The organism is Pseudomonas sp. M5A4_2d, assembly GCF_053345295.1.
The window spans coordinates 215,629-240,821 of record NZ_JBKEZW010000001.1 but is presented as its reverse complement, the minus strand read 5'-3'; the positions used below and the strand labels follow the sequence as shown (position 1 = coordinate 240,821).

At 59.3% G+C, this 25,193-nt stretch carries 20 protein-coding genes; 11 read left to right on the top strand and 9 right to left on the bottom strand.

From position 1 onward, the window contains the following. Nucleotides 1-126 precede the first annotated feature (126 nt). The 8 genes from ACLBW8_RS01130 (at nt 127) to cobA (ending at nt 11,499) form a co-directional block, all read left to right on the top strand. Nucleotides 127-1,353, top strand: coding sequence for a CmpA/NrtA family ABC transporter substrate-binding protein (locus tag ACLBW8_RS01130; protein ID WP_447804359.1), 1,227 nt, complete (start codon nt 127-129; stop codon nt 1,351-1,353). A 14-nt stretch (nt 1,354-1,367) separates the two neighbouring features. Then, on the top strand, nt 1,368-1,943 hold the full coding sequence (locus ACLBW8_RS01125) for an ANTAR domain-containing response regulator (protein ID WP_053257467.1): 576 nt from the start codon (nt 1,368-1,370) through the stop codon (nt 1,941-1,943). Nucleotides 1,944-2,154: 211 nt separating this feature from the next. Next, on the top strand, nt 2,155-3,366 hold the full coding sequence (locus tag ACLBW8_RS01120; protein ID WP_447804358.1) for a nitrate/nitrite transporter: 1,212 nt from the start codon (nt 2,155-2,157) through the stop codon (nt 3,364-3,366). Then, complete coding sequence (locus tag ACLBW8_RS01115) at nt 3,366-5,036, top strand: protein kinase domain-containing protein (RefSeq protein WP_447804357.1); 1,671 nt, start codon at nt 3,366-3,368, stop codon at nt 5,034-5,036. Before ACLBW8_RS01120 ends, ACLBW8_RS01115 begins: the two co-directional genes overlap by 1 nt. A 234-nt stretch (nt 5,037-5,270) precedes the next feature. Then, a complete protein-coding gene (nirB, locus tag ACLBW8_RS01110) occupies nt 5,271-7,724 on the top strand; it encodes a nitrite reductase large subunit NirB (RefSeq protein ID WP_447804356.1) in 2,454 nt (817 codons plus the stop codon). After that, a complete protein-coding gene (gene nirD, locus ACLBW8_RS01105; protein WP_432750914.1) occupies nt 7,721-8,038 on the top strand; it encodes a nitrite reductase small subunit NirD in 318 nt (105 codons plus the stop codon). The genes nirB and nirD overlap by 4 nt, the downstream gene beginning before the upstream one ends. After that, a complete protein-coding gene (locus ACLBW8_RS01100; RefSeq protein ID WP_447804355.1) occupies nt 8,038-10,746 on the top strand; it encodes a nitrate reductase in 2,709 nt (902 codons plus the stop codon). The genes nirD and ACLBW8_RS01100 overlap by 1 nt, the downstream gene beginning before the upstream one ends. 9 nt (nt 10,747-10,755) lie before the next feature. Then, on the top strand, nt 10,756-11,499 hold the full coding sequence (gene cobA / locus ACLBW8_RS01095; protein WP_064453624.1) for a uroporphyrinogen-III C-methyltransferase: 744 nt from the start codon (nt 10,756-10,758) through the stop codon (nt 11,497-11,499). Between the two features lie 60 nt (nt 11,500-11,559). Here cobA and ACLBW8_RS01090 read toward each other — a convergent pair whose 3' ends face one another. The 8 genes from ACLBW8_RS01090 to ppsA form a co-directional block, all read right to left on the bottom strand. Next, nucleotides 11,560-12,543 (bottom strand): OmpA family protein, encoded by a 984-nt coding sequence (locus ACLBW8_RS01090; RefSeq protein ID WP_064453625.1) that lies wholly within the window; start codon nt 12,541-12,543, stop codon nt 11,560-11,562. Nucleotides 12,544-12,650: 107 nt separating this feature from the next. Next, on the bottom strand, nt 12,651-13,241 hold the full coding sequence (gene sigX, locus ACLBW8_RS01085) for an RNA polymerase sigma factor SigX (protein WP_064453626.1): 591 nt from the start codon (nt 13,239-13,241) through the stop codon (nt 12,651-12,653). An 87-nt stretch (nt 13,242-13,328) separates the two neighbouring features. Further along, the gene (locus tag ACLBW8_RS01080) at nt 13,329-14,153 is read right to left on the bottom strand and encodes a mechanosensitive ion channel family protein (protein WP_003175519.1); all 825 of its coding nucleotides are present in this window, start codon (nt 14,151-14,153) and stop codon (nt 13,329-13,331) included. A gap of 2 nt (nt 14,154-14,155) precedes the next feature. Next, entirely contained in the window at nt 14,156-14,401 is a 246-nt protein-coding gene (locus ACLBW8_RS01075; RefSeq protein ID WP_005790375.1) for a hypothetical protein, read from the bottom strand. An 86-nt stretch (nt 14,402-14,487) separates the two neighbouring features. Continuing rightward, the gene (locus ACLBW8_RS01070; RefSeq protein ID WP_447804354.1) at nt 14,488-15,483 is read right to left on the bottom strand and encodes a zinc transporter ZntB; all 996 of its coding nucleotides are present in this window, start codon (nt 15,481-15,483) and stop codon (nt 14,488-14,490) included. A gap of 24 nt (nt 15,484-15,507) precedes the next feature. Continuing rightward, nucleotides 15,508-15,999 (bottom strand): ribonuclease E activity regulator RraA, encoded by a 492-nt coding sequence (rraA, locus tag ACLBW8_RS01065; protein WP_432750917.1) that lies wholly within the window; start codon nt 15,997-15,999, stop codon nt 15,508-15,510. A gap of 231 nt (nt 16,000-16,230) precedes the next feature. Beyond that, nucleotides 16,231-17,220 (bottom strand): alpha/beta fold hydrolase, encoded by a 990-nt coding sequence (locus tag ACLBW8_RS01060; RefSeq protein WP_221295412.1) that lies wholly within the window; start codon nt 17,218-17,220, stop codon nt 16,231-16,233. 106 nt (nt 17,221-17,326) lie between these two features. After that, on the bottom strand, nt 17,327-19,702 hold the full coding sequence (gene ppsA, locus ACLBW8_RS01055) for a phosphoenolpyruvate synthase (protein WP_064453629.1): 2,376 nt from the start codon (nt 19,700-19,702) through the stop codon (nt 17,327-17,329). A gap of 178 nt (nt 19,703-19,880) precedes the next feature. Between ppsA and ppsR the strand changes: the two genes are divergently transcribed. Next, entirely contained in the window at nt 19,881-20,699 is an 819-nt protein-coding gene (ppsR, locus tag ACLBW8_RS01050) for a posphoenolpyruvate synthetase regulatory kinase/phosphorylase PpsR (RefSeq protein WP_064453630.1), read from the top strand. A 111-nt stretch (nt 20,700-20,810) separates the two neighbouring features. On the opposite strand, the gene ACLBW8_RS01045 is transcribed toward ppsR, so the two are convergent. Then, nucleotides 20,811-22,235 (bottom strand): aminotransferase-like domain-containing protein, encoded by a 1,425-nt coding sequence (locus ACLBW8_RS01045; protein WP_064454994.1) that lies wholly within the window; start codon nt 22,233-22,235, stop codon nt 20,811-20,813. A gap of 160 nt (nt 22,236-22,395) precedes the next feature. On the opposite strand from ACLBW8_RS01045, the gene ACLBW8_RS01040 reads away from it, so the two are divergent. Together ACLBW8_RS01040 and moeB are read left to right on the top strand one after the other, a co-directional pair. Then, nucleotides 22,396-23,289, top strand: a complete 894-nt coding sequence (locus ACLBW8_RS01040; RefSeq protein ID WP_447804353.1) for a DMT family transporter — start codon at nt 22,396-22,398, stop codon at nt 23,287-23,289. A gap of 38 nt (nt 23,290-23,327) precedes the next feature. Further along, entirely contained in the window at nt 23,328-25,190 is a 1,863-nt protein-coding gene (moeB, locus tag ACLBW8_RS01035; RefSeq protein ID WP_447804352.1) for a molybdopterin-synthase adenylyltransferase MoeB, read from the top strand. Nucleotides 25,191-25,193: the final 3 nt, after the last annotated feature.

Sequence of the window (25,193 nt, the reverse complement as noted above, 5' to 3'; positions counted from 1 at the left end):
GCGCGCACCAACGTCGGAGCGTGCCTACAGACAAAGGCGTCGTTACCCCGCAATGGCCTGCGCTGGCATCACCGCGCTGCCATCTAAGGAAACGACGCTTTTTTTTGACAGAAAAGGTAGGTGTTGATGAACGATTCGGTCGGCAACAGCCCGGTGAACAATGCGCTGGCCTGGGTAAACGGCAGTGACGCCCCGGAAAAGAGCAGCCTCGACCTGGGCTTCATGGCGCTGACCGATTGCGCCTCGCTGGTGGTCGCCGCCACCCAGGGCTTCGCTCAGCCCTACGGCCTGACACTGAACCTCAAACGCCAATCATCCTGGGCCAACCTGCGCGACAAATTGGTCAGCGGTGAGCTGGACGCCGCCCACAGCCTGTACGGGCTGGTCTATGCCGTGCACCTGGGCATTGGCGGCGTAGCCTCTACCGATATGGCCGTGTTGATGGGGCTCAACCAAAACGGTCAGAGCATCAACCTCTCCCACAATCTGCAACAACAGGGGGTGGTCACTCCTGATGCACTGGACCGTCACGTGCACCAAAGCCGAACAAAGCTGACCTTCGCCCAGACATTTCCCACAGGCACCCACGCCATGTGGTTGTATTACTGGCTGGCCAGCCAAGGCATTCATCCATTGCAAGATGTGAATAGCGTGGTGGTGCCACCGCCGCAGATGCTCGCGCACTTGCAAGCCGGGCGTATCGACGGTTTTTGCGTCGGCGAGCCCTGGTGCGCCAGCGCAGTCAAGCAAAACCAGGGATTCACGCTGGCGACCACGCAAGCGATCTGGCCGAACCATCCGGAAAAAGTACTCGGCTGCACCCAGGCGTTCGTCGATCAATATCCGAACACTGCCCGCATGCTGGTAATGGCGATCCTGGAGGCCAGCCGTTTTATCGAAGAAAGCCAGGAAAACCGCCGCTCTACGGCGCAATTACTCAGCGCCCGCGACTACCTCGATACGCCGCTCGACTGCATCGAGCCACGCCTGCTGGGCGCTTATGACGATGGCCTCGGCAACCAGTGGCAAGACCCGCATGCCTTGAGGTTTTTTGCCGATGGCGAGGTGAACCTGCCGTACCTCTGCGACGGCATGTGGTTCATGACCCAGTTCCGGCGTTGGGGCCTGCTGCGCGAAGACCCGGATTACCTCGGCGTTGCCCGCCAGGTGCAGCAACTGGACCTGTATCGTCAAGCGGCCGCTGCCGTCGGCGTTCCGGCAAGCGGCCAGGACATGCGCAGCAGCCAGTTAATCGACGGCAAAATTTGGGACGGCTCCAACCCCGCCGCGTACGCCCGCAGCTTCCGCCTGCACGCCATGGCCGACCCTTCCAGCCGCCACGCCCAGCGCTGACAGGAGGAACCACGATGTTGCGAATCCTGTTGATCAACGATACCCCGCGCAAAGTCGGGCGCCTGAAGGCCGCGCTGACCGAAGCAGGATTCGAGGTAATCGATGAGTCCGGCCTGACCATTGACCTGCCTGCGCGCGTCGAAACGGTGCGCCCGGACGTGATCCTGATCGATACCGAGTCGCCCGGTCGCGATGTGATGGAGCAAGTGGTGCTGGTCAGCCGCGACCAACCCCGGCCGATCGTGATGTTTACTGACGAGCACGACCCGAATGTGATGCGCCAGGCAATCAAATCCGGTGTCAGCGCCTACATCGTTGAAGGCATTCAGGCCCAACGCCTCCAGCCCATCCTGGACGTGGCCATGGCGCGTTTTGAAAGCGACCAGGCCCTGCGCGCGCAGCTCCAGGCCCGGGATCAGCAACTGGCCGAGCGTAAACGCATCGAGCTGGCCAAAGGCATGCTGATGAAAATGAAGCACTGCAATGAGGAAGAGGCCTACACCCTGATGCGCCGCCAGGCCATGAGCCGCCAACAGAAACTGATCCAGGTGGCGGAGCAGATTATTGCGATGAGCGAGTTACTCGGCTGAACTGGCGCAGCTCTTGCTAAAGAATCCTCACAGGTAACCAACGGCGGTTGCCCCTTCTACGACAAAGACGTCGCCCACTCGGTTTGCCCCCGCAAACCTGGTGGCGGCGTTTTTTCGTTTTGGCCCTAGAACATGGGGCCGGTGGGGCGGCCCTAAACGGCTGTTCCATCACCAGGCCTTCTTACAAGACTCCCAACCGTTGAGGTGCGTGATGAAATCAAGCTTCTGGAAATCCGGGCACACCCCGACCCTGTTTGCCGCGTTCCTGTATTTCGACCTGAGCTTCATGGTCTGGTACCTGTTGGGCCCGCTGGCGGTACAGATCGCCGCCGACCTGCACCTGACCACCCAGCAACGAGGCCTGGTGGTGGCGACGCCGATCCTGGCCGGCGCGGTACTGCGCTTTTTAATGGGCATGCTGGCCGACAAGCTGTCGCCCAAGACCGCCGGCCTGATCGGTCAGGTGATTGTGATCGCAGCATTGTTCGGGGCCTGGAAGCTTGGCATCCACAGCTACGAGCAAGCCCTGCTGCTCGGCGCGTTCCTTGGCATGGCCGGAGCGTCCTTTGCGGTTGCCCTGCCCCTGGCGTCCCAGTGGTATCCCGCTGAACACCAAGGCAAGGCCATGGGCATCGCCGGCGCCGGTAACTCCGGCACCGTGTTTGCCGCGCTGCTGGCACCGGTGCTGGCCGCTGCGTATGGCTGGAGCAATGTGTTCGGCTTCGCGCTGATTCCGCTGATCCTCACCCTGATTGTCTTCGCCTGGCTCGCGCGCAATGCCCCTGAACGTGCGAAAGCCAAATCCATGGCTGACTACTTCAAGGCCTTGGGCGACCGCGACAGCTGGTGGTTCATGTTCTTCTACAGCGTGACCTTCGGCGGCTTTATCGGACTGGCCAGCGCCCTGCCCGGCTACTTCAACGACCAATACAGCCTGAGCCCGGTGACCGCCGGCTACTACACCGCCGCCTGCGTATTTGGTGGCAGCCTGATGCGTCCGTTGGGCGGCGCCCTGGCTGACCGTTTCGGCGGGATTCGTACCCTGCTCGGCATGTACAGCGTGGCGGCAATCTGCATCGCTGCGGTCGGGTTCAACCTGCCAAGTTCCTACGCTGCATTGGCGCTTTTCGTCTGCACCATGCTCGGCCTCGGCGCGGGTAATGGCGCGGTGTTCCAACTGGTTCCCCAACGTTTTCGCCGCGAGATCGGCGTGATGACCGGTCTGATCGGCATGGCTGGCGGTATCGGCGGCTTCGCCCTCGCTGCGGGTATGGGTGCGATCAAACAAAGCACTGGCAGTTATCAGATGGCCCTGTGGTTGTTCGCCAGCCTCGGCGTGGTGGCCTGGTTTGGCCTGCACGGCGTCAAACGTCGCTGGAGAACCACCTGGGGCTCGGCCGCCGTGACCGCCGCACGCGTCTGATGAGCCTGCAACTGAGCATCGCCCACGCCAGCGCCATCGGCCCTCGAGCGGAAAACCAGGATGCCCTGCGCGTGGTCACCCCGGTGGCGGAACTGGCCGCAAGCAAGGGTTATCTGTGCGCCATGGCCGACGGTGTCAGCCAATGTGCCGACGGTGGCCTGGCCGCGCGCTCGACCTTGCAGGCGCTGGCCCTGGACTACTACGCCACGCCGCAAACCTGGGGCGTAGCGCAGGCGCTCGAACGTTTGCTGCTGGCGCAGAATCGCTGGCTACAGGCCAACGGCGGCGGCCAGCCACTGTTGACCACCCTCAGCGCCCTGGTGTTTCGCGGCCAACGCTTCACGCTCGCACATGTCGGCGATTGCCGGGTCTATCGCTGGCTGGACGGCGAATTGCAGCGCATCAGCGAAGACCACGTGTGGGAGCAACCGGGCATGCACCATGTGCTCAAGCGCGCCCTTGGCCTGGATCAACACCTGGTACTGGATTTTCTCGACGGCGAATTGCGCGAGGGTGAATGTTTCCTGCTGCTCAGCGATGGCGTGTGGGCCACTTTGGGCGATCACAGCATCCGGGCGATTCTGCGTGAGCAAACCGACCTGGATCTGGCGGTCAACACCCTGGTCAACGCCGCACACCTGGCCGCCAGCCAGGACAATGCCAGCGCGCTGCTGGTGCGTATCGACAGACTGGGTGCCGCTACCCTTGGCGATGCGCTGGTGCAGTTGCAGCAATGGCCGCTGCCACCGGCCCTGAAAGCCGGGCAACACTTTGAGGGCTGGCAGGTTGAAAGCGTGTTGGCGCACAGTCGCCAGTCCTTGTTGTACCGAGTGCGCGACGCACAGCAGCAGCCTTGGCTGCTGAAAACCTTGCCGCTTAACCGCGAGGATGACAGCGATGCGGGCCAAGCGCTGCTCTCGGAAGAATGGTTTCTGCGGCGAGTGGCCGGGCGCGCGTTTCCTGAAGTCCATGCGGCCAGTGGGCGTCAGCATTTGTACTACGTGATGCGTGAATATCCGGGGCACACCCTTGCAGAACTGTTCCAGCATCAGGGCCCATTGCCCCTGGCGCAGTGGCAGTCCATCGCCGAGCGCTTGTTGCGGGCGGTAGGCATGCTGCATCGGCGGCAGATCCTGCACCGGGACATCAAGCCGCAGAACGTGTTATTGGGTGACGATGGCGAACTGCGCGTCTTGGATTTCGGCCTGGCGTATTGCCCGGGGCTCTCCGAGGACCGCGCCCACGTGCTGCCCGGCACGCCGAGTTTTATCGCACCCGAGGCTTTCAGTGGCGAACATCCTACGGCGCAACAAGATTTATACGGCGTCGGCGTCACGCTGTATTACCTACTGACCGGGCATTACCCCTACGGCGAAATCGAAGCCTTCCAACGACCCCGTTTCAACCAGCCCGTCAGCGCCAGCCGCTATCGCCCCGACCTGCCGGACTGGTTGCCCCTCAGCCTGGAACGCGCGGTGGCGGCTCACCCCGCACAACGCTATGAAACAGCCGAAGAATGGCTGCTGGTGCTGGAGCAGGCCGACCGCCGTGAGTTGAGCGTGCGGCCCAAACCGCTGCTGGAGCGCGAACCGCTCAAGGTCTGGCAAACCGTGGCGCTGGCATCGCTGCTGGTCAATCTGGTGCTGGCTTACTGGCTGTTGCACCACTAGAGGGCGAATAAACTCAGGGATATCGGCACTCTCCCCAATAAAACCGGGCGCTGGGTAACTTGGCACAACCACTGCATTAACTTTTTCAACAACACACATATAGCCGCTCCTTCAACGTCGAAGGGCCGAGCTTCCCGAGAGAACGGGACCAGGACAAAGGCGTCCTCGCTAGCTAACTAGCGGGGACGCCTTTTTTGTTTGCGCGTGATTTGTCGAGCCATTACGGAGAACGACATGAAAAGACTCAAATTGGTGATGATCGGCAACGGCATGGCCGGGGTTCGCACCCTCGAGGAATTGCTCAAGCTGAGCAGCGACCTGTACGACATCACCGTGTTCGGCGCCGAGCCCCACACCAACTACAACCGAATTCTGTTGTCGCCGGTGCTGGCGGGCGAGCAGACGTTTGAAGAGATCGTGCTCAACGATCTCAGTTGGTACCTGGATAACAACATCAAGCTGTTGCTCAACCGCAAAGTGGTGCAGATCGACCGCGTCAAACGCATCGTTATTGCCGAAGACGGCAGCGAAGCCGAATACGATCGCTTGCTGATCGCCACCGGCTCAACGCCGCTTATCCTGCCGATCCCCGGCAACACCTTAAAGGGTGTAATCGGCTACCGCGACATCGCCGATACCCAGGCCATGATCGACACCGCCAAGACCCACACGCACGCCGTGGTGATCGGCGGTGGTCTGCTCGGCCTGGAAGCCGCCAACGGTCTGATGCTGCGCGGCATGCACGTGACTGTGGTGCATATCGGCGAATGGCTGCTGGAGCGCCAGCTGGACAAGACCAGCGGCCAGTTACTGCAAACCGAACTGGAAAACCGTGGCCTGGTGTTTCGGCTGTGTGAACAGACCCAGGCCCTGCACGACGCCGGCAATGGCCGCGTTGGCTCCGTGCAATTCAAGAATGGCGACATCATCCCCGCCGACCTGGTGGTAATGGCTGCCGGTATCCGCCCCAACACTGAACTCGCGGAAAAATCCGGCATCCCCTGCAACCGTGGGATTCTGGTCAACGACACCCTGCAAACCTACGACCCGCGCATCTATGCCATCGGTGAATGTGCCAACCATCGCGGGATTGCCTACGGGTTGGTGGCGCCGCTGTTCGAACAAGCCAAGGTCTGCGCCAATCATCTGGCCCAGCTGGGCTTTGCGACCTACAAGGGTTCGGTCACTTCGACCAAATTGAAGGTGACCGGCATCGACCTGTTCTCCGCCGGCGACTTCATGGGCGGCGAAGGCACCGAGACCATCACCCTCTCCGACCCGATCGGTGGCGTTTACAAGAAACTGGTGATCAAGGACGACATCCTGGTCGGCGCCTGCCTGTACGGCGATACCGCAGACGGCGGTTGGTATTTCCGTCAGATCCGTGAGAACCACGCGATTGGCGAGATCCGCGATCACTTGATGTTTGGCGAAAATACTCTCGGCGATGTAGGCCATCAAGGCCAGGACAAGGCCATGAGCATGGCCGACAACGCCGAAGTCTGCGGATGCAACGGCGTGTGCAAGGGCACCATCGTCAAGGCGATTCAGGAACATGGGCTGTTCAGCGTTGACGACGTGAAAAAGCACACCAAGGCCGCCAGCTCCTGCGGCTCGTGTGCCGGTCTGGTGGAACAGATTTTAATCAACACCGTGGGAGGCGCTGCGGACGTCAAACCGAAAAGCGAAAAGGCTATTTGCGGTTGCAGCGACCTCAACCACGGGCAAATCCGCCAGGCTATCCGCGAACAGCATCTGCTGACCATCGCCGGCACCATGACTTACCTGAACTGGCGCACACCCAACGGCTGTGCCACTTGCCGCCCGGCATTGAATTACTACCTGATTTCCACCTGGCCCGGCGAAGCCAGGGACGACCCGCAATCGCGCCTGATCAACGAACGCGCCCACGCCAATATTCAGAAGGACGGCACCTATTCTGTAGTCCCCCGGATGTGGGGCGGGGTGACCAATCCCTCGGAGCTACGGCGTATCGCCGATGTGGCCGACAAGTACAACGTGCCGATGGTCAAGGTCACCGGCGGCCAGCGTATTGACCTGCTGGGCATCAAGAAACAGGACCTGCCCGGCGTCTGGAAAGACCTCGACATGCCGTCCGGCCATGCTTACGGCAAATCCATCCGCACCGTGAAGACCTGCGTCGGCAGCGAGTTCTGCCGCTTCGGCACTCAGAACTCCACGCAGTTGGGCATCGAACTGGAGCATGACCTGTTCAATATGTGGTCGCCGCACAAGGTCAAGCTGGCAGTGTCGGGCTGCCCACGCAATTGCTCGGAAGCGGGCATCAAGGACGTAGGAATTATCGGTGTCGACTCCGGCTGGGAGATGTATATCGGCGGCAATGGCGGGATCAAAACCGAAGTCGCAGCGTTCTTCGTCAAGCTGAAAACCGCCGAAGAAGTCCGCGAATACAACGGCGCTTTCCTGCAGCTGTACCGCGAAGAAGCCTTCTACCTAGAGCGCACCGTGCATTACCTGCAACGGGTGGGCATGGAACATATCAAGAAGGCCGTATTGGAAGACCCGGCCAGGCGCCAGGCGCTCAATGAGCGCCTGCAGTTCTCACTGTCATTCGAACAAGACCCTTGGAAGGAACGCCTGGAGCAGCCGCTGCTGAAAAAGGAGTTCGAGGTTATTCCCGTCAAGCAACTGGAGGTGCAGGCATGAACTGGCTGGATATTTGCGCCCTCGATGAAATCAACACTCTGGGTTCGCGCATCATCAATGGACCCAAAGGCGATATCGCGATTTTTCGTACCAGTGATGACGAAGTTTTCGCCCTCGACGACCGCTGTCCGCACAAGGGCGGGCCACTGTCCCAAGGTTTGATCTATGGCAAGCGCGTGGCCTGCCCGCTGCATAACTGGCAGATCGACCTGGCGTCCGGCGAAGCCCAGGCACCGGATATTGGCTGCGCCCATCATCACTCCGCCCGCGTGGAAAACGGCCGAGTGATGTTGGCCCTGCGGGACGCGGGTTGATGAACCGCCAGACCACTGCATCCACGTGTTGTTATTGCGGGGTGGGTTGCGGCGTGCTGATCGAGCATGACGGCTCGCAGATCCTGGGCGTGCAAGGCGACCCGAACCACCCGGCAAACTTCGGCAAGTTGTGCAGTAAAGGCGCCAGCCTGCACCTGACCGGCGACCTGGCTGCCCGCGCCTTGTACCCGGAGCTTCGCCTGGGCAAAGGCCTGGCCCGTGCCCGCACCGACTGGGACACGGCTCTCGAACACGCGGCCAACGTGTTCGCCGACACCATCGCCGAGCACGGGCCGGACAGCGTGGCGTTCTACATATCCGGGCAATTGCTGACAGAGGACTATTACAGCTTCAACAAGCTGGCCCGCGCGGTGGTCGGCACCAACAATATCGACAGCAACTCGCGGCTGTGCATGTCTTCGGCGGTGGTTGGCTACAAGCGCAGCCTGGGCGCCGATGCACCGCCGTGCAGTTATGAAGACCTGGAGTCCAGCGACTGTGTGCTGATCGTCGGCAGCAACATGGCCTACGCCCACCCAGTATTGTTCCGACGCCTGGAGGAAGCTAAATCCCGGCGTCCACAGATGAAAGTCGTGGTCATTGACCCCCGGCGTACCGACACCTGCGATTTGGCTGACCTGCACTTGGCGATCTTGCCGGGCACGGACGTCGCGTTGTTTCACGGAATTTTGCATCTGTTGCTGTGGGAAGACTGGATCGACCGCGACTTTATCCAGGCGCATACCGATGGGTTGGCCGAGTTAAAGCGACTGGTGCATGACTACACACCGCAAATGGTCACGCAGTTGTGCGGGATCAGCGTCGAGCAACTGCGCCTGTGTGCGCAATGGGTCGGCACGTCCAGCAGTTTTCTGTCGCTGTGGTGCATGGGGCTGAACCAATCCACCGCCGGCAGTGCGAAAAACAGCGCGCTGATCAACTTGCACCTGGCGACCGGCACGATTGGCCGACCGGGCTGTGGGCCGTTTTCCCTGACGGGTCAGCCCAATGCGATGGGTGGACGCGAGACCGGCAGCTTGTCGAATTTACTACCAGGGCACCGCGAAGCGGCCAACCCCGAACACCGAGCGCAAGTCGCCGCCTATTGGGGGGTTGAATCGTTGCCCGCGACAACCGGGCTAACGGCGATCGAACTGTTCGAGCAAATCCAGGCTGGCAAGATCAAGGCATTGTGGATTGCCTGTACCAACCCTGCGCAATCCCTGCCGGACCAAAACAGCGTCCGTGCGGCCTTGGCCGCCTGCCCGTTCGTGGTCTTGCAGGAAGCCTTTCGCACGACCGAAACCGCTGCCTATGCCGACCTGCTGCTGCCTGCCGCCAGTTGGGGGGAGAAGGAAGGCACAGTGACCAACTCCGAACGGTGTATTTCCCACGTGCGCCGCGCCATCGTCCCACCAGGAGAAGCGCGTCCCGATTGGGCGATTACGGTGGATTTCGCACGGCGGCTGGAGCGTCGCTTACGGCCAGGGTCGACCAGCCTGTTTACGTTTGAACAACCTGCGCAGATTTTTGATGAGTACAAGGGACTGACCGGCGACCGCGACCTCGACCTGTCAGGCCTCAGCCATGCCCTGCTCGATCAGATCGGCCCGCAGCAATGGCCATTTCCCGTGGGCGCGCAAACGGGAACGCCGCGCCTGTACACCGATGGCACCTTCCCCACCGAAACTGGCCGCGCGCACTTTATCGCCGACCCTTACCGCGCCGCCAAGGAAACGCGGGACGCGCGCTTCCCGCTGACCCTTATCACCGGCCGCCTGCGCGACCAGTGGCACGGCATGAGCCGCACCGGCACGGCGGCGCAGTTGTTCGGGCACATCAGTGAGGCGTTACTGAGCCTGCACCCGGAAGAGTTACGCCGCCATCGCTTCAAAGAAGGTGACCTGGTCAGCCTGAAAAGCCGTCGCGGCAGCGTGATCGTCGCCGTCAGCAGTGACGACAGCGTGCGTCCAGGCCAGGCGTTCTTGCCCATGCATTGGGGCGATCGCTTTCTCAAAGGCGGCGTCAACGTCCTGACCCCACCGGCGTTCGATCCCCTGTCAAAACAACCCGAACTCAAGCACAGCGGCGTGCGCCTGGAACCCGTGCAACTGCCATGGCAGCTGTTCGCGCTGATCGAAGGAAATATACAGCAACACTTTGAGGCCCTGCGCCCGCTGTGCGAGGGTTTTGCCTACGTCAGCCTCAGCCTGGCCGGGCGCGAAAGGCCGGCGCTGCTGGTGCGCGCTGCGCACACCGAAGCGCCCGACCTGCAACTGTTGACCCGAATCGACGAACTGCTGGGACTGAACGACGGCCCTGTCATGGCCTATGACGATCCCCGTCGTTCAATCGGCAAGCGCGTCAAAATTGAAAAAGGCCGCATTACTGCGCTGCGCCTGGCAGGCGAAACCCTGGCCCGGCACTGGCTGCAAAACCTCTGGCAGGAAGGCCGTGCCGACGATCAGCTACGACGTTGGCTGTTGGCGCCACTCAGTGCGCCACCGGGTGGCACGACAGCCAGCAACAAGACTTTGTGCAACTGCAAGAACATCAGCGAAAGCGCGGTGTGCGCCGGTATCGGGCGTGGGTTGGACCTGGGCGGGCTTAAACAGGAATTAGGCTGCGGCACTCAATGCGGCTCCTGTGTACCGGAAATCAAACGTCTTTTGGCCAGCAACCCGCAGCCAATCGCAATGCGTGTGTGAGGGGAAAATATGAGCGCAAAGGTTTGGCTGGTGGGCGCAGGGCCTGGTGATCCGGAGTTGTTGACCCTCAAGGCGGTGCGGGCCCTGCACGAAGCCGATGTGGTGCTGATCGATGATTTGGTCAACCCGGCAGTGCTGGAACACTGTGTCAACGCGCGGGTAATTACCGTAGGCAAGCGTGGGGGTTGCCGTTCGACGCCGCAGGATTTCATTCACCGCCTGATGCAGCGTTATGCGCGCCAGGGCAAATGCGTGGTGCGACTTAAAGGTGGTGACCCGTGCATTTTTGGTCGAGGCGGCGAAGAGGCGACGTGGTTGCGTGAGCGCGGGGTGGAGGTGGAATTGGTCAACGGGATTACAGCGGGGCTGGCGGGGGCAACGAATTGCGATATCCCGCTGACGTTACGTGGTGTCAGCCGAGGCGTAACACTGGTCACGGCGCATACCCAGGACGACAGCAGCCTGAACTGGCGCGCATTGGTCGAGGGTGGCACGACGTTGGTGGTGTATATGGGCGTGGCGAAACTTGAGGAGATTCGTCAGCAACTGCTGGAAGGCGGAATGGCCGCGGATATGCCGGTGGCGATGATCGAAAACGCATCGCTGCCCCAGCAGCGCGAATGTCGCAGTCATCTGGCGTCTATGCATGCGGATGCGCAGGCGTTTGCCCTGAAGAGCCCGGCGATCCTCGTGATCGGCCCCGTTGCCGCCACTGCACAGGCGATCCGGGTTGCGGTCTCAGCCAGCATTTGAGGCAAATCACAGGCGAAAAAAAGCCCGGCCTAAGCCGGGCTTTTTTCTACCACTCAGTAATTACTGAGCAGCTTGAGCTTCTACCGAGGCTTCTACGCGACGGTTGATAGCGCGGCCAGCTTCAGTTGCGTTGTCAGCAACTGGGCGGGATTTGCCATAACCAACCGAGCTTACACGGTTAGGAGCGATACCGTCTTTGACCAGAACTTGCTTGACCGCGTCAGCACGACGCTGGGACAGCTTCTGGTTGTAAGCGTCAGGACCGACGGAGTCAGTGTGACCTTCAACAACGGTGGTGGTCTGTGGGTACTGTTTCATGAAGTCAGCGAGGTTTTTCACGTCGCCGTAGCTGTTAGGCTTAACAACCGACTTGTCGAAGTCGAACTTCACGTCCAGCTCAACACGAACAACCTGAGCAACTGGAGCTTCTGGCTCTGGAGTTGGCTCTGGAGCTGGTGCTGGGGTAGGAGCTGGAGCAACTGCGCCAGCGTTACCGCCGAAGTTCACACCCAGGCCGACCAGTGCGGAGTAATCCCACTTGCCGTTGTCCAGTGCGTAGTCAGCTTCAACGCCAGCACGTGCGAACAGATTGTTGGTGAAGTAGTACTTCACGCCAGCGCCAGCGATAGCCAGGGTCGACTGGTCACGACCAGTGTGGCCGTCAGCAGCAACGTTGGTACGGCTCTGGTGACCGAAACCACCTTCAACGTATGGACGCAGGGAGTCAACACCGGCCTGACCGAAGTGGTACTGAGCAGTCACGCTGCCAGTGTCACCTTTGATCTTCTGGTTGCCAGTACCGCCGTTGGAGCGGGTGTGGTTGGTCGTGTCGTAGTTCAGGTTGATCGACACGTCGTCGGTCAAGAAGTAACCGATGCTTGCGCCAGGGTTGAAGCCGTCTTCGATGTGCTTAACGCTATCGTTGTACTGCTTCTTGTAGAACAGCTGGCCTTCAACTGCGCCTTGGCCTTGTGCCAGAGCGCCGAAAGAAGTGGCAGCAATAAGAGAACCAATGGCAAAGCCCAAGGTGTTTTTCAGTTTCATCCGTTAAATCCCCATCTGGTGATTGTAAAGCAGTCCCACAAACCGGGGGACAACTCGGCGACAAGTCTAACAGAACTTGCCTACACGTAAGAGATATTTGCACCGAACTAAGTTTCAGTACTGCCCGCAAATTTCTCACGTAATTTATCAAGAGCACGTTTGTAACGCATTTTTGTAGCACTCAAACCCATGTGCATGATGTCAGCAATTTCCTGAAACTCGAGCTCTGCGACAAATCGTAGCACCAGAATTTCACGGTCAATTGGATTCACATACACCAACCAACGGTCAAGTCCGCCCTTCTCCTCGGGTGTCGGCGCCTTTTCTTCAGACGCTTCCTCAAGGGGGTCCAGACTCAAAGCGTCCATCAAGCGACGCTTCCGCCGTTCCTTACGATACTGCGTGATGCACTCGTTGTACGTGATGCTGTAAAGCCATGTCTTGAACTTCGATTTCCCCTCGAAGTTCTTCAGGCCGTACAGCACCTTGAGCATCACTTCCTGACAGACATCGTCCGCGTCTCTATCGTTCCCTAAATACCTTGAACAAACGTTGAACAGAGTGCGTTGATACCTGCGCATCAATTCTTCGTACGCGCGTGTTACGTGAAACAGCTCCGTGTGCGAGCGCGCGACCAACTCCTCATCAGAGAGCTCACGGGGGTCATAGCGCGTAGACAGCGTTTGGGCTTTATTCAAAACAAGTCGTGCCGACAGTCAGGTCAATGTCCGCTACAGCCCGGTCACCCGGGTTTGCGGCGGCGTACATTAGCAGGGTTTGCCGGGTTAGCGGCTACTGACCTGCTGCTCCAGAAGAATCCGATTGGACAGTGACACCAGGTCACCGTCATCGGTCAGCACCGTCGTCTTGACTGTACCGATCTCTTCGATTTGCCCTTCGACCTCGCCCACACGGACCTGTTGCCCAACCTGATACAGCTCACGCACATAGATTCCCGCAAGAATCTGACCGGCAATTTCCCGGCTACCCAACCCCATGGCCAGCGCAACGGCCAGACCAACGGTAATCAAAACAATCACAATCACGTGGTTGAGAAGGTCAGTTTTGACCTCCAACTGGCTGATCGCGACGGAAATACTGATGATGATCACCAGCCCCTGGGCAATTCGCCCCAGGCCCGCAGCATAGTCCAAGCCCACGCCTTCGGCTGCCCCACGCACCAGACCGTTGGCCAATTGCGCCAGCAAAACGCCTACCAGCAACACCAGCGCGCCGCCGAATACTTTCGGCAAATACAGCGCCAGCATGTCGAGCGTAGCTGAAACTCGCTCAAGTCCAAGGGATTGAGCCGCAGAAACCAGAAAAATAAGTAAAACGAACCAGTAGACGATCTTCCCGATCAGGGTAGAGATCGGGACTTGCAGCCCGGCACGGCCCAACAGTTTGGTCAAACCGGTGCCCGCCATCAAGCGATCCAGCCCAAGCTTGGCGAGTAATTTGGACAGCAAGGTGTCGAGCAACTTGGCCACGACAAAACCCAGCAATACCAGGACCAGAGCACCAAACAGGTTGGGAATGAAATTCGCCACCTTGGTCCATAATGCGGTCATCGCGGTGACCAGGCTCTGGGTCCAGAGATCAAGTTCCATATTCAATCAGCCTTATCAGCAGTGCGAGCAAGAGGTTTACGACGGGAAACCGGCGATACATGGGCCGAACCATTGTTCAGAGCCATCATCAAAGCTGGCAGCCAACGACCGAGCAAACCGAACAGGTCACCCGCCCCTACCTGACGGTTGGCGGTTTTCAACACGCGGCCCAGGCAAGCGTCGTCGTCACGGTTGGACGGCGAAGCATTGAGCATGTCACGCAAAGACTGTTCGAACGGATCGTGCATAAAGACCTCTCGCAAGTATTTTAAAAGACGAGGGTTAAATTCTTGGGGTCACATGCGACCCTTCCTGTGTTCAGGTCATATTCAGGTCAAACCCAGCGCAATCGTCGAAATAGCCACCATTGCCCGAGCGCGACAGCCACCATCATCAGGCAGGCAATCGCGAATCCGTAGGGGTCACCGGAGAAGGGTATTCCGCCCACGTTTATACCCAGCAAACCGGTCAGAAAACTCATCGGCAGGAAGATTCCCGTGATGATCCCAAAGCGGTACATGGTGCGATTCATGCGCACGCTCAAGCGCCGGTCTTCGGTCTCAAGCACCAGCCCCACGCGCTCCCGAGTCAATTCGAGCTCTTCCAGGTAACGGGTCAGGCTGTTGTTCAATTCGTTCCAATAGTCAGCATCATCGTTACAGAACCACGGCAATTTGATCCGCGTCAGCTGGGCAAAAATATCCCGCTGCGGCGCCAGGAATCGCTTCAGCCCAGCCGCTCGTCGACGGATCTGCAAAACATTGCCATGTTCCGGAGTATACCGTTCGTCGGCATCCAGTTTTTCTTCCTCGAAATCGACGATTTCGGAGAGCTCGGTCACCAAATCCTGCACTTTATGGGTCAGGTACTGCGCCATATAAAGGATGAGTTCAGACGAGGTCTTTGGGCCTTTGCCCTCCGCCAGTTGCACCAGCAACTCATCAGTGGCGCGCAGCGGGCGCAAGCGCAAGGAAATCACGCGACTGGCCGCAGCGAAGATACGCACCGAGACCATGTCTTCCGGCTCGGCCCCCGGGTTGAGGTTGACCCCTCGCAGAAACAGCAGCAATTCGTCGTCCGGCAGCGGCAACAGGCGCGGACGGGTGTTTTCCTCCAGCAACAAGTCGCACGCGAACTCGCTCAAGCCGCTGGATTTACGCAACCAGGTCTGGGTCTGCGGATGGCTGCGATCCCAATGCAACCACAGGCTTTCCTGGGGCTGCAGTTGCAAATCGTCGAGCTCAGTCCGGGCAATCGAACGCGCACCGCCTTTACCGTCCAGTACCAGGGCATGCACCAGCCCCCACTGCGCGTTTTCTTCCTCGAACATCCTCACCCCTATGGCTACAGCAGTTTATTCAGGCATTTTCAGCGGGCTTGGCGAGACGATCACACCATTATTGTCCGCATAGATGTATTCACCCGGGCGGAACGTCACGCCCGCGAAGGTCACCACTACGTTCAGGTCGCCAATGCCGCGCTTGTCGGTTTTCATCGGGTGAGTGGCCAGTGCCTGCACACCCAGGTCAGTCTGGGCGATGACATCGACATCACGGATGCAACCGTAGATCACCAGCCCTTCCCAGCCGTTTTTTGCGGCTTTCTCGGCGATCATGTCACCCAGCAACGCGCGGCGCAGGGAACCACCACCGTCGACTACCAGCACTTTGCCGGCACCCGGCTGGTCGGCCTGCTCCTTGACCAACGAGTTGTCTTCGAAGCATTTGATGGTGACGATTTCGCCACCAAAGGAGTCTCGGCCACCGAAATTGCTGAACATCGGCTCAACCACCTGCACCAGGTCCGGGTAGGCGTCGCACAAGTCGGGCGTCACGTAATGGTTCATCGAGAAACTCCTGTCGTGAAAGAAGAGGTCGAACATCCCACGGTGTACATCAGAAAAACGCGTCGTGACAGGCAATCTTTACATGCTCACCCGTTGACGGCGGCCATGATCAAACCCATTTTATCGCAACGCAATAGCCATTGCGCGACTGAATATGACCAGAAGCCCATAACGCGTCATATCTTAGCCGCAACCACACACAAGTGAAACGCCCTTGGTAGAGCGCTTGCGTCAAACCGTTGCGGCAATCTGCGATTGAGCCCCGAACAAAGGTGTGAGCGGATCTTTCAACCACTGCGCCACCAACGGCCACACTTCGGCCTGGGCGGCTTTACTGACCAGCATTTCAACATGCCCGAAATCCCCGGTAAAACCTTGCCCGCGCCCCAGGCACAGGTATTGGCGATGCACAGAGCCCACTTGCTCGAACAGTTTGCGACACGCCCAATCCGGGTCTTGCCGATCACCCGCAGCGCTCACCGCCAACAGCGGCACGTCAACGTCGGCCAAGCCCTTCCACCAGTCTTGCTTTCCCTCGCCAAAGCGACCGAACAGGCCATTCCAGCGCATGGCCTCGATCATCACGCCCGCCGGCTCGTCCTCCGGACCGCGCTTGAGGCGGGAGCCGGATACCTCGCCAAAGCGCTTCAGAAGCAAACGCCCCGTCCACTCCAGCGGTGGAATTTTCAACGGCCAGTGGGTGCGGCTGACCTGGCAGCCAAACAGCGCGACTGAGGCCACTGCTGGCGCGCCAAGGTGCTGACCGCCCAAGGCTGCCGCCAGAGCGGTGCCACCCAGGGAATGCCCAATCCAGTGCGGGATTTGCGCACTTTGCTCACGCACAAACGCCCCGATGGCCGGCAAATCGTAACGCGCATAATCGGCGACGCGATTGCTGGCGTAGTTCTGATTGCGCTTGGACAGGCCATGCCCGCGCATTTCCGGGATCCATACATCAAATCCCTGGCGCGCCAGGTAAGCGCCCAGGCCGATGCCTTTAGGCGAGTACCAGAAGCGCCGATTGGAAAAACTGCCGTGCACTAAAATTACCGGCGTGCCCCGGTTTTCCGGGACATCCGCCAGGCCCAAACGGGTCACGGCCAACTCGACGGTGCCGTCCGGGCTGTTGCCGGGTTTGAGGCGGTACACATCTTCACTCAGGTCGCCGCGACGTTCAGCGCTGATCAGGGCGACGGGAAACAGGTTGCTACTGCTTTGCATAATGCTCTTGCACAAAAAAGGGCGGCGTCCGGAAGGAGTTCCGCCCTGCACAGATAAGAATGCCGGTCATCCTTAATGAGTGACCGGCACTTTTGACGTAACGACCTTATGCGGGCGCTTGGCCTTCCGCGAGGAAGAACCAGGTTTCCAGCACGGAATCGGGGTTCAGCGAGACGCTTTCGATGCCCTGCTCCATCAGCCATTTGGCCAGGTCCGGGTGGTCGGAAGGGCCTTGGCCGCAGATCCCGATGTACTTGCCGGCCTTGTTACACGCCTGGATGGCGTTGGCCAGCAGCTTCTTGACCGCCGGGTTACGCTCGTCGAACAAGTGAGCGATGATCCCCGAATCGCGGTCCAGGCCCAGGGTCAGCTGGGTCAGGTCGTTGGAGCCTATGGAGAAACCGTCGAAGAACTCCAGGAACTCTTCGGCCAGGATGGCGTTGGATGGCAGTTCGCACATCATGATCACGCGCAAGCCGTTTTCACCACGACTCAGGCCGTTTTCCGCCAGCAGATCAACGACCTGGCTCGCCTCGCCGAGGGTACGCACGAACGGCACCATAATCTCGACGTTGGTCAGGCCCATCTCGTTGCGCACGCGTTTGAGCGCACGGCACTCCAGCTCGAAGCAGTCACGGAAAGCTTCGCTGATGTAACGCGAGGCGCCGCGGAAACCCAGCATCGGGTTTTCTTCTTCCGGCTCATAGAGCTTGCCGCCGATCAGGTTGGCGTATTCGTTGGACTTGAAGTCCGACAGGCGCACGATGACCTTTTTCGGGTAGAAGGCCGCCGCCAGGGTACTGATGCCTTCCACCAGCTTCTCGACGTAGAAACCTACCGGGTCGTTGTAGCCGGCGATGCGCTTGTCGACGCTTTCCTTGATCTCCAACGGCAGACCGTCGTAGTTCAGCAAGGCCTTGGGGTGCACGCCGATCATGCGGTTGATGATGAACTCCAGGCGGGCCAGGCCCACACCGGCATTCGGCAGCTGCGCGAAATCGAAGGCACGGTCCGGGTTACCGACGTTCATCATGATCTTGAACGGCAGGTCTGGCATGGCGTCGATGGAGTTTTGCTTGATGTCGAAGCCCAGTTCGCCTTCAAAGATGAAGCCGGTGTCGCCTTCGGCGCAGGACACCGTCACACCTTGGCCGTCTTTCAACAGTTGGGTGGCGTTGCCGCAACCCACCACAGCAGGGATCCCCAGCTCACGGGCGATGATCGCCGCGTGACAGGTACGCCCGCCGCGGTTGGTGACGATGGCGCTGGCGCGCTTCATCACCGGCTCCCAGTCCGGGTCGGTCATGTCGGAAACCAGTACGTCACCTGGCTGGACTTTGTCCATTTCGGACACGTCCTTGATGATCCGCACTTTACCGGCGCCAATGCGCTGGCCGATGGCGCGACCTTCTACCAGCACGGTGCCGGTTTCTTTGAGCAGGTAACGCTCCATGACGTTGGCCGAGGTACGGCTCTTCACGGTTTCAGGGCGAGCCTGCACGATGTACAACTTGCCGTCGTCACCGTCTTTGGCCCACTCGATGTCCATCGGGCACTTGTAGTGCTTTTCGATGATCATTGCTTGCTTGGCCAATTCGCTGACTTCGGCGTCGGTCAGGCAGAAACGCGCGCGTTCAGCCTTGTCGACATCAACGGTTTTCACCGAGCGACCGGCCTTGGCCTCGTCGCCGTAGATCATCTTGATGGCTTTGCTGCCCAGGTTACGGCGCAGGATGGCCGGACGGCCTGCCTCAAGGGTGTGTTTGTGGACGTAGAATTCGTCCGGGTTGACCGCGCCTTGTACGACGGTTTCGCCCAGGCCGTAGGCACCGGTGATAAACACCACGTCACGGAAACCGGATTCGGTGTCCAGTGTGAACATCACGCCGGCGGTGCCGGTTTCCGAACGTACCATGCGCTGCACACCGGCAGACAAGGCCACCAGCTTGTGGTCGAAACCCTGATGTACACGATAGGAAATAGCGCGGTCGTTGAACAGTGAGGCGAACACTTCCTTGGCTGCGCGGATAACGTTTTCCACGCCGCGGATATTAAGGAAGGTTTCTTGCTGGCCGGCAAAGGAGGCATCCGGCAAGTCTTCAGCGGTGGCAGAAGAGCGCACAGCGACGGCCATGTCCGGGTTGCCGGCAGACAAAATGGCGAAAGCAGTACGGATTTCTTCGTTGAGCTTCTCGGGAAACTCGGCGTCCATGATCCATTTACGGATCTGGGCGCCGGTCTTGGCCAGAGCGTTGACGTCATCGACGTCCAGGGCGTCCAGCGCGGCGTGGATCTGAGCATTCAGCCCGCTCAGCTCGAGGAAATCGCGGTAAGCCTGGGCCGTGGTGGCAAAACCACCGGGCACCGAAACACCAGCGCCTGCAAGATTACTGATCATCTCGCCGAGGGATGCGTTCTTGCCCCCCACATGCTCTACATCATGGACGCCGAGCTTATCGAGGGAAACTACGTACTCTACCAAGGTGATCTCTCCACTTTCTGTGTTGGAAAAGCTCAGGACGCCGGCTGCTCAGTAGGAGCAAACGCTGACGCTTGTGGCCTGGACCTGGAAAATAAGTGAGAATGCGGCCCACTGCGGGACGGCAAAATCGCGCCTATCATATCCAAGATTCGCCATCAGCTTAAGGCCCAGGGCTCAAATGAAACGATCTGCTTTCTTTATCTCCGACGGCACCGGCATTACAGCCGAAACATTGGGTCAGAGCCTGCTCGCGCAGTTCGAAAACATTACCTTCGCCAAATTCACGCGGCCCTATATCGACAGCGTGGATAAAGCGCGGGCCATGGTACAACAAATCAATCTGGCGGCCGAAAAAGACGGTTGTCGCCCGATCATTTTCGACACCATCGTCAATCAGGATATTCGTGAGATCCTCGCGACTTCCAATGGTTTCATGATCGACATCTTCTCCACGTTCCTGGCGCCGCTGGAGCAAGAGCTGAGTGAACACTCCTCCTATTCCGTAGGAAAGTCCCATTCCATTGGGCACAACTCCAATTATATGGAGCGTATCGAGGCGGTAAACTTCGCCCTCGACAACGATGACGGCGCCCGTACTCACTACTATGACAAGGCCGACCTGATCCTGGTGGGCGTATCCCGCTGCGGCAAGACCCCGACGTGCCTGTACATGGCCATGCAGTTCGGCATCCGCGCGGCCAACTATCCGCTGACCGAAGACGACATGGAGCACCTGACGCTGCCGGCCGCCCTGCGCGCGCACCAGCACAAGCTGTTCGGCCTGACCATCGACCCGGACCGCCTCACCGCCATCCGCAATGAGCGCAAGCCCAACAGCCGCTACTCCAGCTATGCCCAGTGCGAGTTCGAAGTGCGCGAAGTGGAAAATCTGTTCCGTCGCGAGAATATTGCGCACATCAATTCCACGCATTTCTCGGTGGAAGAGATATCGGCGAAGATTCTGGTAGAGAAAGGCGTAGAGCGACGCTTTAAATAATCTCTGTTGCCTGAACTGACGCCATCGCAGGCAAGCCAGCTCCCACAGCGGAATACACTGCAAATGTGGGAGCCGGCTTGCCTGCGATGAACGGTAACTCGGTTTACCGTCCTACAAATGAAACCTGTCCCCACCCTGCCCCAACGCCGTCGCCAGCGCATCAAACCCCGCCCGCAACAACTGGTCATCCCCCGACGTATTACAAATGCTCGCCCGAATAAACTGCGGGACTGCTGTTTGCCCCACAGCAAACGCCTCGGCGGTGGCGATCAGGTAATTATTCTGCTTGAGCTCCGCCTCAATTTCCGACGCTCGCCATGGCTCCGGTACTTCAATCCAGAAATGCGGACTGTTGAGGTGGGTGCGGTATTCCAGGCCGGTCAGCAGGTCACGCACCAGGGCTTTGCGTCGGCTGATCTCATTGATTTGTTGGCGTAACAGGTATTCCGCCGTGCCGTTTTCGATCCACTGGGTTGCCAGTTCCAGGGTCACCGGCGTGGCCATCCAGCACGTCGAGCGCAACGCTGCCGAAATACGGCTGACCAACGCCGGTGGCGCATGCACATATCCCACACGTAACCCGGCAGACACTGCCTTGCTCAGGCTACTGATCAAAATCGTACGCTCCGGTGCGAAAAAGCTTAGCGGTGGTGGGCGATCTTCCACCAGGACGCCGTGGGCTTCGTCTTCAAGAATCAGCAGATTATGCTCACGGCATACCTTAACCAGAGCCTCCCTGCGTGCGACAGACAGCACCGCCGTGGTCGGATTCTGGATGGTCGGTGTGCAGTACAGCGCCGAAACCCGGTGATTACGACAAACTTCATCCAGCGCACCGGGCAGCACGCCTTCCTCATCCATCTCCAGACCGATCAGACGTACGCCGAGCATCCGCGCAGCGGTAATCAGCCCAGGGTACGTGAGCTGTTCAGTGACCACCGTATCGCCCGCCCGCAGCAGCGCCATCATGGCGCAAAGCAAGCCATGCTGGCCGCCATTGACACAGATGACCTGCTCGGGAATCGGGTGAAATTCGCGCTGCACCAGCCATTGCGCACCGGCCTCACGGTAGCGCGGCAAACCGGCGTCGGGTGTGTAGGCACTGATGTCTTGAAGGAACTTGGCATTGGTCGACAGGGTTTGGAAGCTCTGCGCGAGAAACACCGTCTCCTGCCCGGGAATATGCATGTTACGGCTCATATCGAAATAATGACGTGGCTCCTCGCTGACGTTGCGAAAGCCTTCATCACGCTGACGCTCCATCCCACGCTTGCGTACGAAAGTACCGTCACCCACCCGTGCCACCACTAACCCAAGGCGTTCCAGTTCGCCGTAGGCTCGGCTGATGGTGCCGATGGTCACGCCCAGATTGTCGGAAAGAACCCGATGGGGCGGCAGTTTTCGCCCCGGCTCAATCAAGCCTTCAAGGATGCCGCGTTCCATCACGTCAGACAGGCGCTTGTACTTCACGCCCTGACCGCTGGACAACCCCTCACGCATAATTGACACCATGTCAATATTTGTTTTGACAGCCATCATTCGCCCTAATAGTGTGCTTTTACGGGTTCAATCACCGAATGAAACAACTTAATACACAGTCAATATAGAGTTCAATTCCGGCTCAGGGAAGCAATAAACGATGCCAATGTCCGCCGTTCTTGAAAACACTACAAAAACAAAAACTCAGAAACAGTGGTTGTCCGGCCTGGTAACCAGCGTGATGTTTCTTATCGTGTGCCTGAGTTGGGGCACCACTTGGCTGGGGATCAAGATCGCCGTCGAAAGCGTGCCACCACTGACGTCTGCAGGCTTGCGCTTCCTGATCGCGTTTCCGTTGTTTCTGTGCTTTGCCCTGGTGCGCCGTGAACCGATCCTGTTCCCGCGAGAAAGCCGCTGGTTCTTCGTATTCGTAACCCTGACCTATTTCAGCGTTCCCTATTACTTGCTCAACTATGGCGAGATGCACGTCTCATCCGGCCTCACCGCTCTGCTGTTCAGCTGCATGCCCGTCTTCATCCTGATTTTCTCCGCGCTGTTCCTGCGCGAGCGCATCTACTTTTCCCAGGTGGTCGGCATCGGCATCGGTTTCGGCAGCCTCTACATGATCATCAAGAGCCAGGGCCTGCACCTGGACCACGCCGAGTTCTTCGGGGTACTGGCGATCCTGACCGCCGCGATCATGCATGCACTGTGCTATGTCATTACCAAGCAAAAAGGCAGCGCCATCAGCGTAATTACCTACAACACCCTGCCCATCGGCATTGCCGGGCTGATGCTGTTCGTCGCCGGGCTGTGGTTTGAAACGCCCACGTTCGAAAACATTACCCTGCGTTCCTGGAGTGCACTGTTCTACCTGGGGCTGGTGGCGTCGGTGGGCGGCTTTATCGTCTATTTCATGCTGCTAAAACGCTTGAGCCCGATCATTTTGTCGTTCGTGTTCATCATCTTCCCGGTGTTCGCGGTGATCATCGGCGCCTGGTACGAAGGCGTGGAAATTTCCCGTGACCTGATGCTGTACTCGGCCATCTTGCTGGCCGGCTTTGCGATTACCAAGTTGCCGGTTGAAAAACTGCTGGCCCAGAAAAATTGACTGTCCTGACCCATCAACATCAGCCACGCGAGAGAAACATGGATGTCCTCCGCCCGACCGCCCTGGAACAGATCTACGCCCACGCCAGCCGCAGCTACCCCGAAGAGTGCTGTGGTTTTGTCTTCGCCGACGGCAGTGTGTACCTGGGCAGCAATATCCAGAATGAGCTGCACCGCAAGAACCCTGAGATGTACTCGCGCAGCGCGGCCAACGGCTACACCTTTTCCGTGGCCGACACGCTGCTGCTGAACAAGGCGTTTCGCAGCGATAACCCGGTGGTGGTGATCTACCACTCCCACCCGGACGTCGGTGCCTATTTCAGTGACGAAGACCAGGACAAGGCGCTGTTCCTGGGTGAGCCGATCTACCCCGTCAGCTACCTGGTGGTGGACGTTCGCCAGGGTAAGGCCCTGGGCTCAAAGCTGTTTGCCTGGGATGGCAAGCATTTCGCACTTCAACCCTTCAACGACCTGCACACGGAGTTGTCCATGAACGCTGTCTCTTTCCCCGATATTCTGGTTCGCGTGGCCAAGCTGCCGGAATCGACCCTTGAGGGCACTGGATCGACATTGCGCGAAGTCATTGAAAACCTCTGCAGCAGCCACCCACAGCTGCGCTCGCACCTGTTTCACGAAAAAAACAACCAGCTCAAGGAACACTTTCTGTTCACCGCCGAAGAAGAACTGATCGGCGCAGACGACACATTGCCGGAAAAAGCCAGGATCGAAGTGCTGCTCGCGACCTCAGGCGGCATGGATGTCGACGCCCTGAGCAATGAAGAAGTGCAGCGTTACGTGCGCCACATCACGCTGCCGGGCGTCGGCCGCGAAGGTCAGTTGAACCTCAAAAAAGCCAAGGTCTTGATCATCGGCACGGGTGGCCTGGGCTCACCCATCAGCCTGTACCTGGCGGCAGCCGGCATCGGCACACTGGGCCTGGTGGATTTCGATGTGGTGGAAAGCAGCAACCTGCAACGCCAGATCGTCCACGGCAACAGCACACTGGGCATGCCCAAGGTCGAGTCCGCCAAGCAGCGCCTACAGGACCTCAACCGGCATATTCAGATCAACGCCCACAACACGGCCCTGAATGCCGACAACGCGCTGGAACTGGTGGGCGCCTACGATCTGGTGATCGACGGCACCGACAACTTCGACACGCGCTACCTGGTCAACGACGCTTGCGTGCAGTTGGGCAAACCCTTGGTATATGGCGCCATCTATCGCTTCGACGGGCAGATCAGCGTGCTCAACCATAAAGGCGGGCCGTGCTACCGCTGCCTGTTCCCCACAGCCCCGCCCGCAGAACTGGCCCCCAACTGCAGCGCCGGCGGCGTTATCGGTGTACTGCCGGGAGTGGTCGGGATGATTCAGGCCACCGAAGCCATCAAGTTGCTGATCGGCATCGGCGAACCGCTGTCCGGCCGCTTGATGCGCTTCGATGCGCTGGCAATGAAGTTCAGCGAAATCCGCTTCAAGCGTCGCGCCGATTGCCCCTGCTGCTCGGAACTGCGCCACAGCGAAACCGTGGCACCGGCGGTTTGCGCGGACGCCCTCCCCAGCCAACCTTCCCTGGCCGAAGAGCGCTACATCAAGCCGCGCGTACTCAAGCAACTGCTCGAACACCCGCGCAGCGCTGACGTGCTGCTGGATGTGCGCGACGCCAGCGAACTGGAAGTGTGCAAATTGCCAGGCGTTGTGCACATCCCCCTCGCCGAACTGGATAGGCAACTCGACAGCCTCAGCCGGGACAACACCCATTACCTGATCTGCTACGCAGGGACCCGCGCCGAGCAAGCGGCCAGCACCTTGCTGGCGGCCGGTTTCGCCAATACCAAAGTCCTGCAGGGCGGCATGAAACACTGGGTTCGCGACGTCGAACCCGATATGCCTTTGTACTGATTC

Coding starts and splice junctions, on each gene's coding strand:
- ACLBW8_RS01130 (WP_447804359.1), top strand. CDS start 127: ATGAACGATTCGGTCGGCAACAGCCCGGTGAACAATGCGCTGGCCTGG.
- ACLBW8_RS01125 (WP_053257467.1), top strand. CDS start 1,368: ATGTTGCGAATCCTGTTGATCAACGATACCCCGCGCAAAGTCGGGCGC.
- ACLBW8_RS01120 (WP_447804358.1), top strand. CDS start 2,155: ATGAAATCAAGCTTCTGGAAATCCGGGCACACCCCGACCCTGTTTGCC.
- ACLBW8_RS01115 (WP_447804357.1), top strand. CDS start 3,366: ATGAGCCTGCAACTGAGCATCGCCCACGCCAGCGCCATCGGCCCTCGA.
- nirB (WP_447804356.1), top strand. CDS start 5,271: ATGAAAAGACTCAAATTGGTGATGATCGGCAACGGCATGGCCGGGGTT.
- nirD (WP_432750914.1), top strand. CDS start 7,721: ATGAACTGGCTGGATATTTGCGCCCTCGATGAAATCAACACTCTGGGT.
- ACLBW8_RS01100 (WP_447804355.1), top strand. CDS start 8,038: ATGAACCGCCAGACCACTGCATCCACGTGTTGTTATTGCGGGGTGGGT.
- cobA (WP_064453624.1), top strand. CDS start 10,756: ATGAGCGCAAAGGTTTGGCTGGTGGGCGCAGGGCCTGGTGATCCGGAG.
- ACLBW8_RS01090 (WP_064453625.1), bottom strand. CDS start 12,543: ATGAAACTGAAAAACACCTTGGGCTTTGCCATTGGTTCTCTTATTGCT.
- ACLBW8_RS01080 (WP_003175519.1), bottom strand. CDS start 14,153: ATGGAACTTGATCTCTGGACCCAGAGCCTGGTCACCGCGATGACCGCA.
- ACLBW8_RS01075 (WP_005790375.1), bottom strand. CDS start 14,401: ATGCACGATCCGTTCGAACAGTCTTTGCGTGACATGCTCAATGCTTCG.
- ACLBW8_RS01070 (WP_447804354.1), bottom strand. CDS start 15,483: ATGTTCGAGGAAGAAAACGCGCAGTGGGGGCTGGTGCATGCCCTGGTA.
- rraA (WP_432750917.1), bottom strand. CDS start 15,999: ATGAACCATTACGTGACGCCCGACTTGTGCGACGCCTACCCGGACCTG.
- ACLBW8_RS01060 (WP_221295412.1), bottom strand. CDS start 17,220: ATGCAAAGCAGTAGCAACCTGTTTCCCGTCGCCCTGATCAGCGCTGAA.
- ppsR (WP_064453630.1), top strand. CDS start 19,881: ATGAAACGATCTGCTTTCTTTATCTCCGACGGCACCGGCATTACAGCC.
- ACLBW8_RS01045 (WP_064454994.1), bottom strand. CDS start 22,235: ATGGCTGTCAAAACAAATATTGACATGGTGTCAATTATGCGTGAGGGG.
- moeB (WP_447804352.1), top strand. CDS start 23,328: ATGGATGTCCTCCGCCCGACCGCCCTGGAACAGATCTACGCCCACGCC.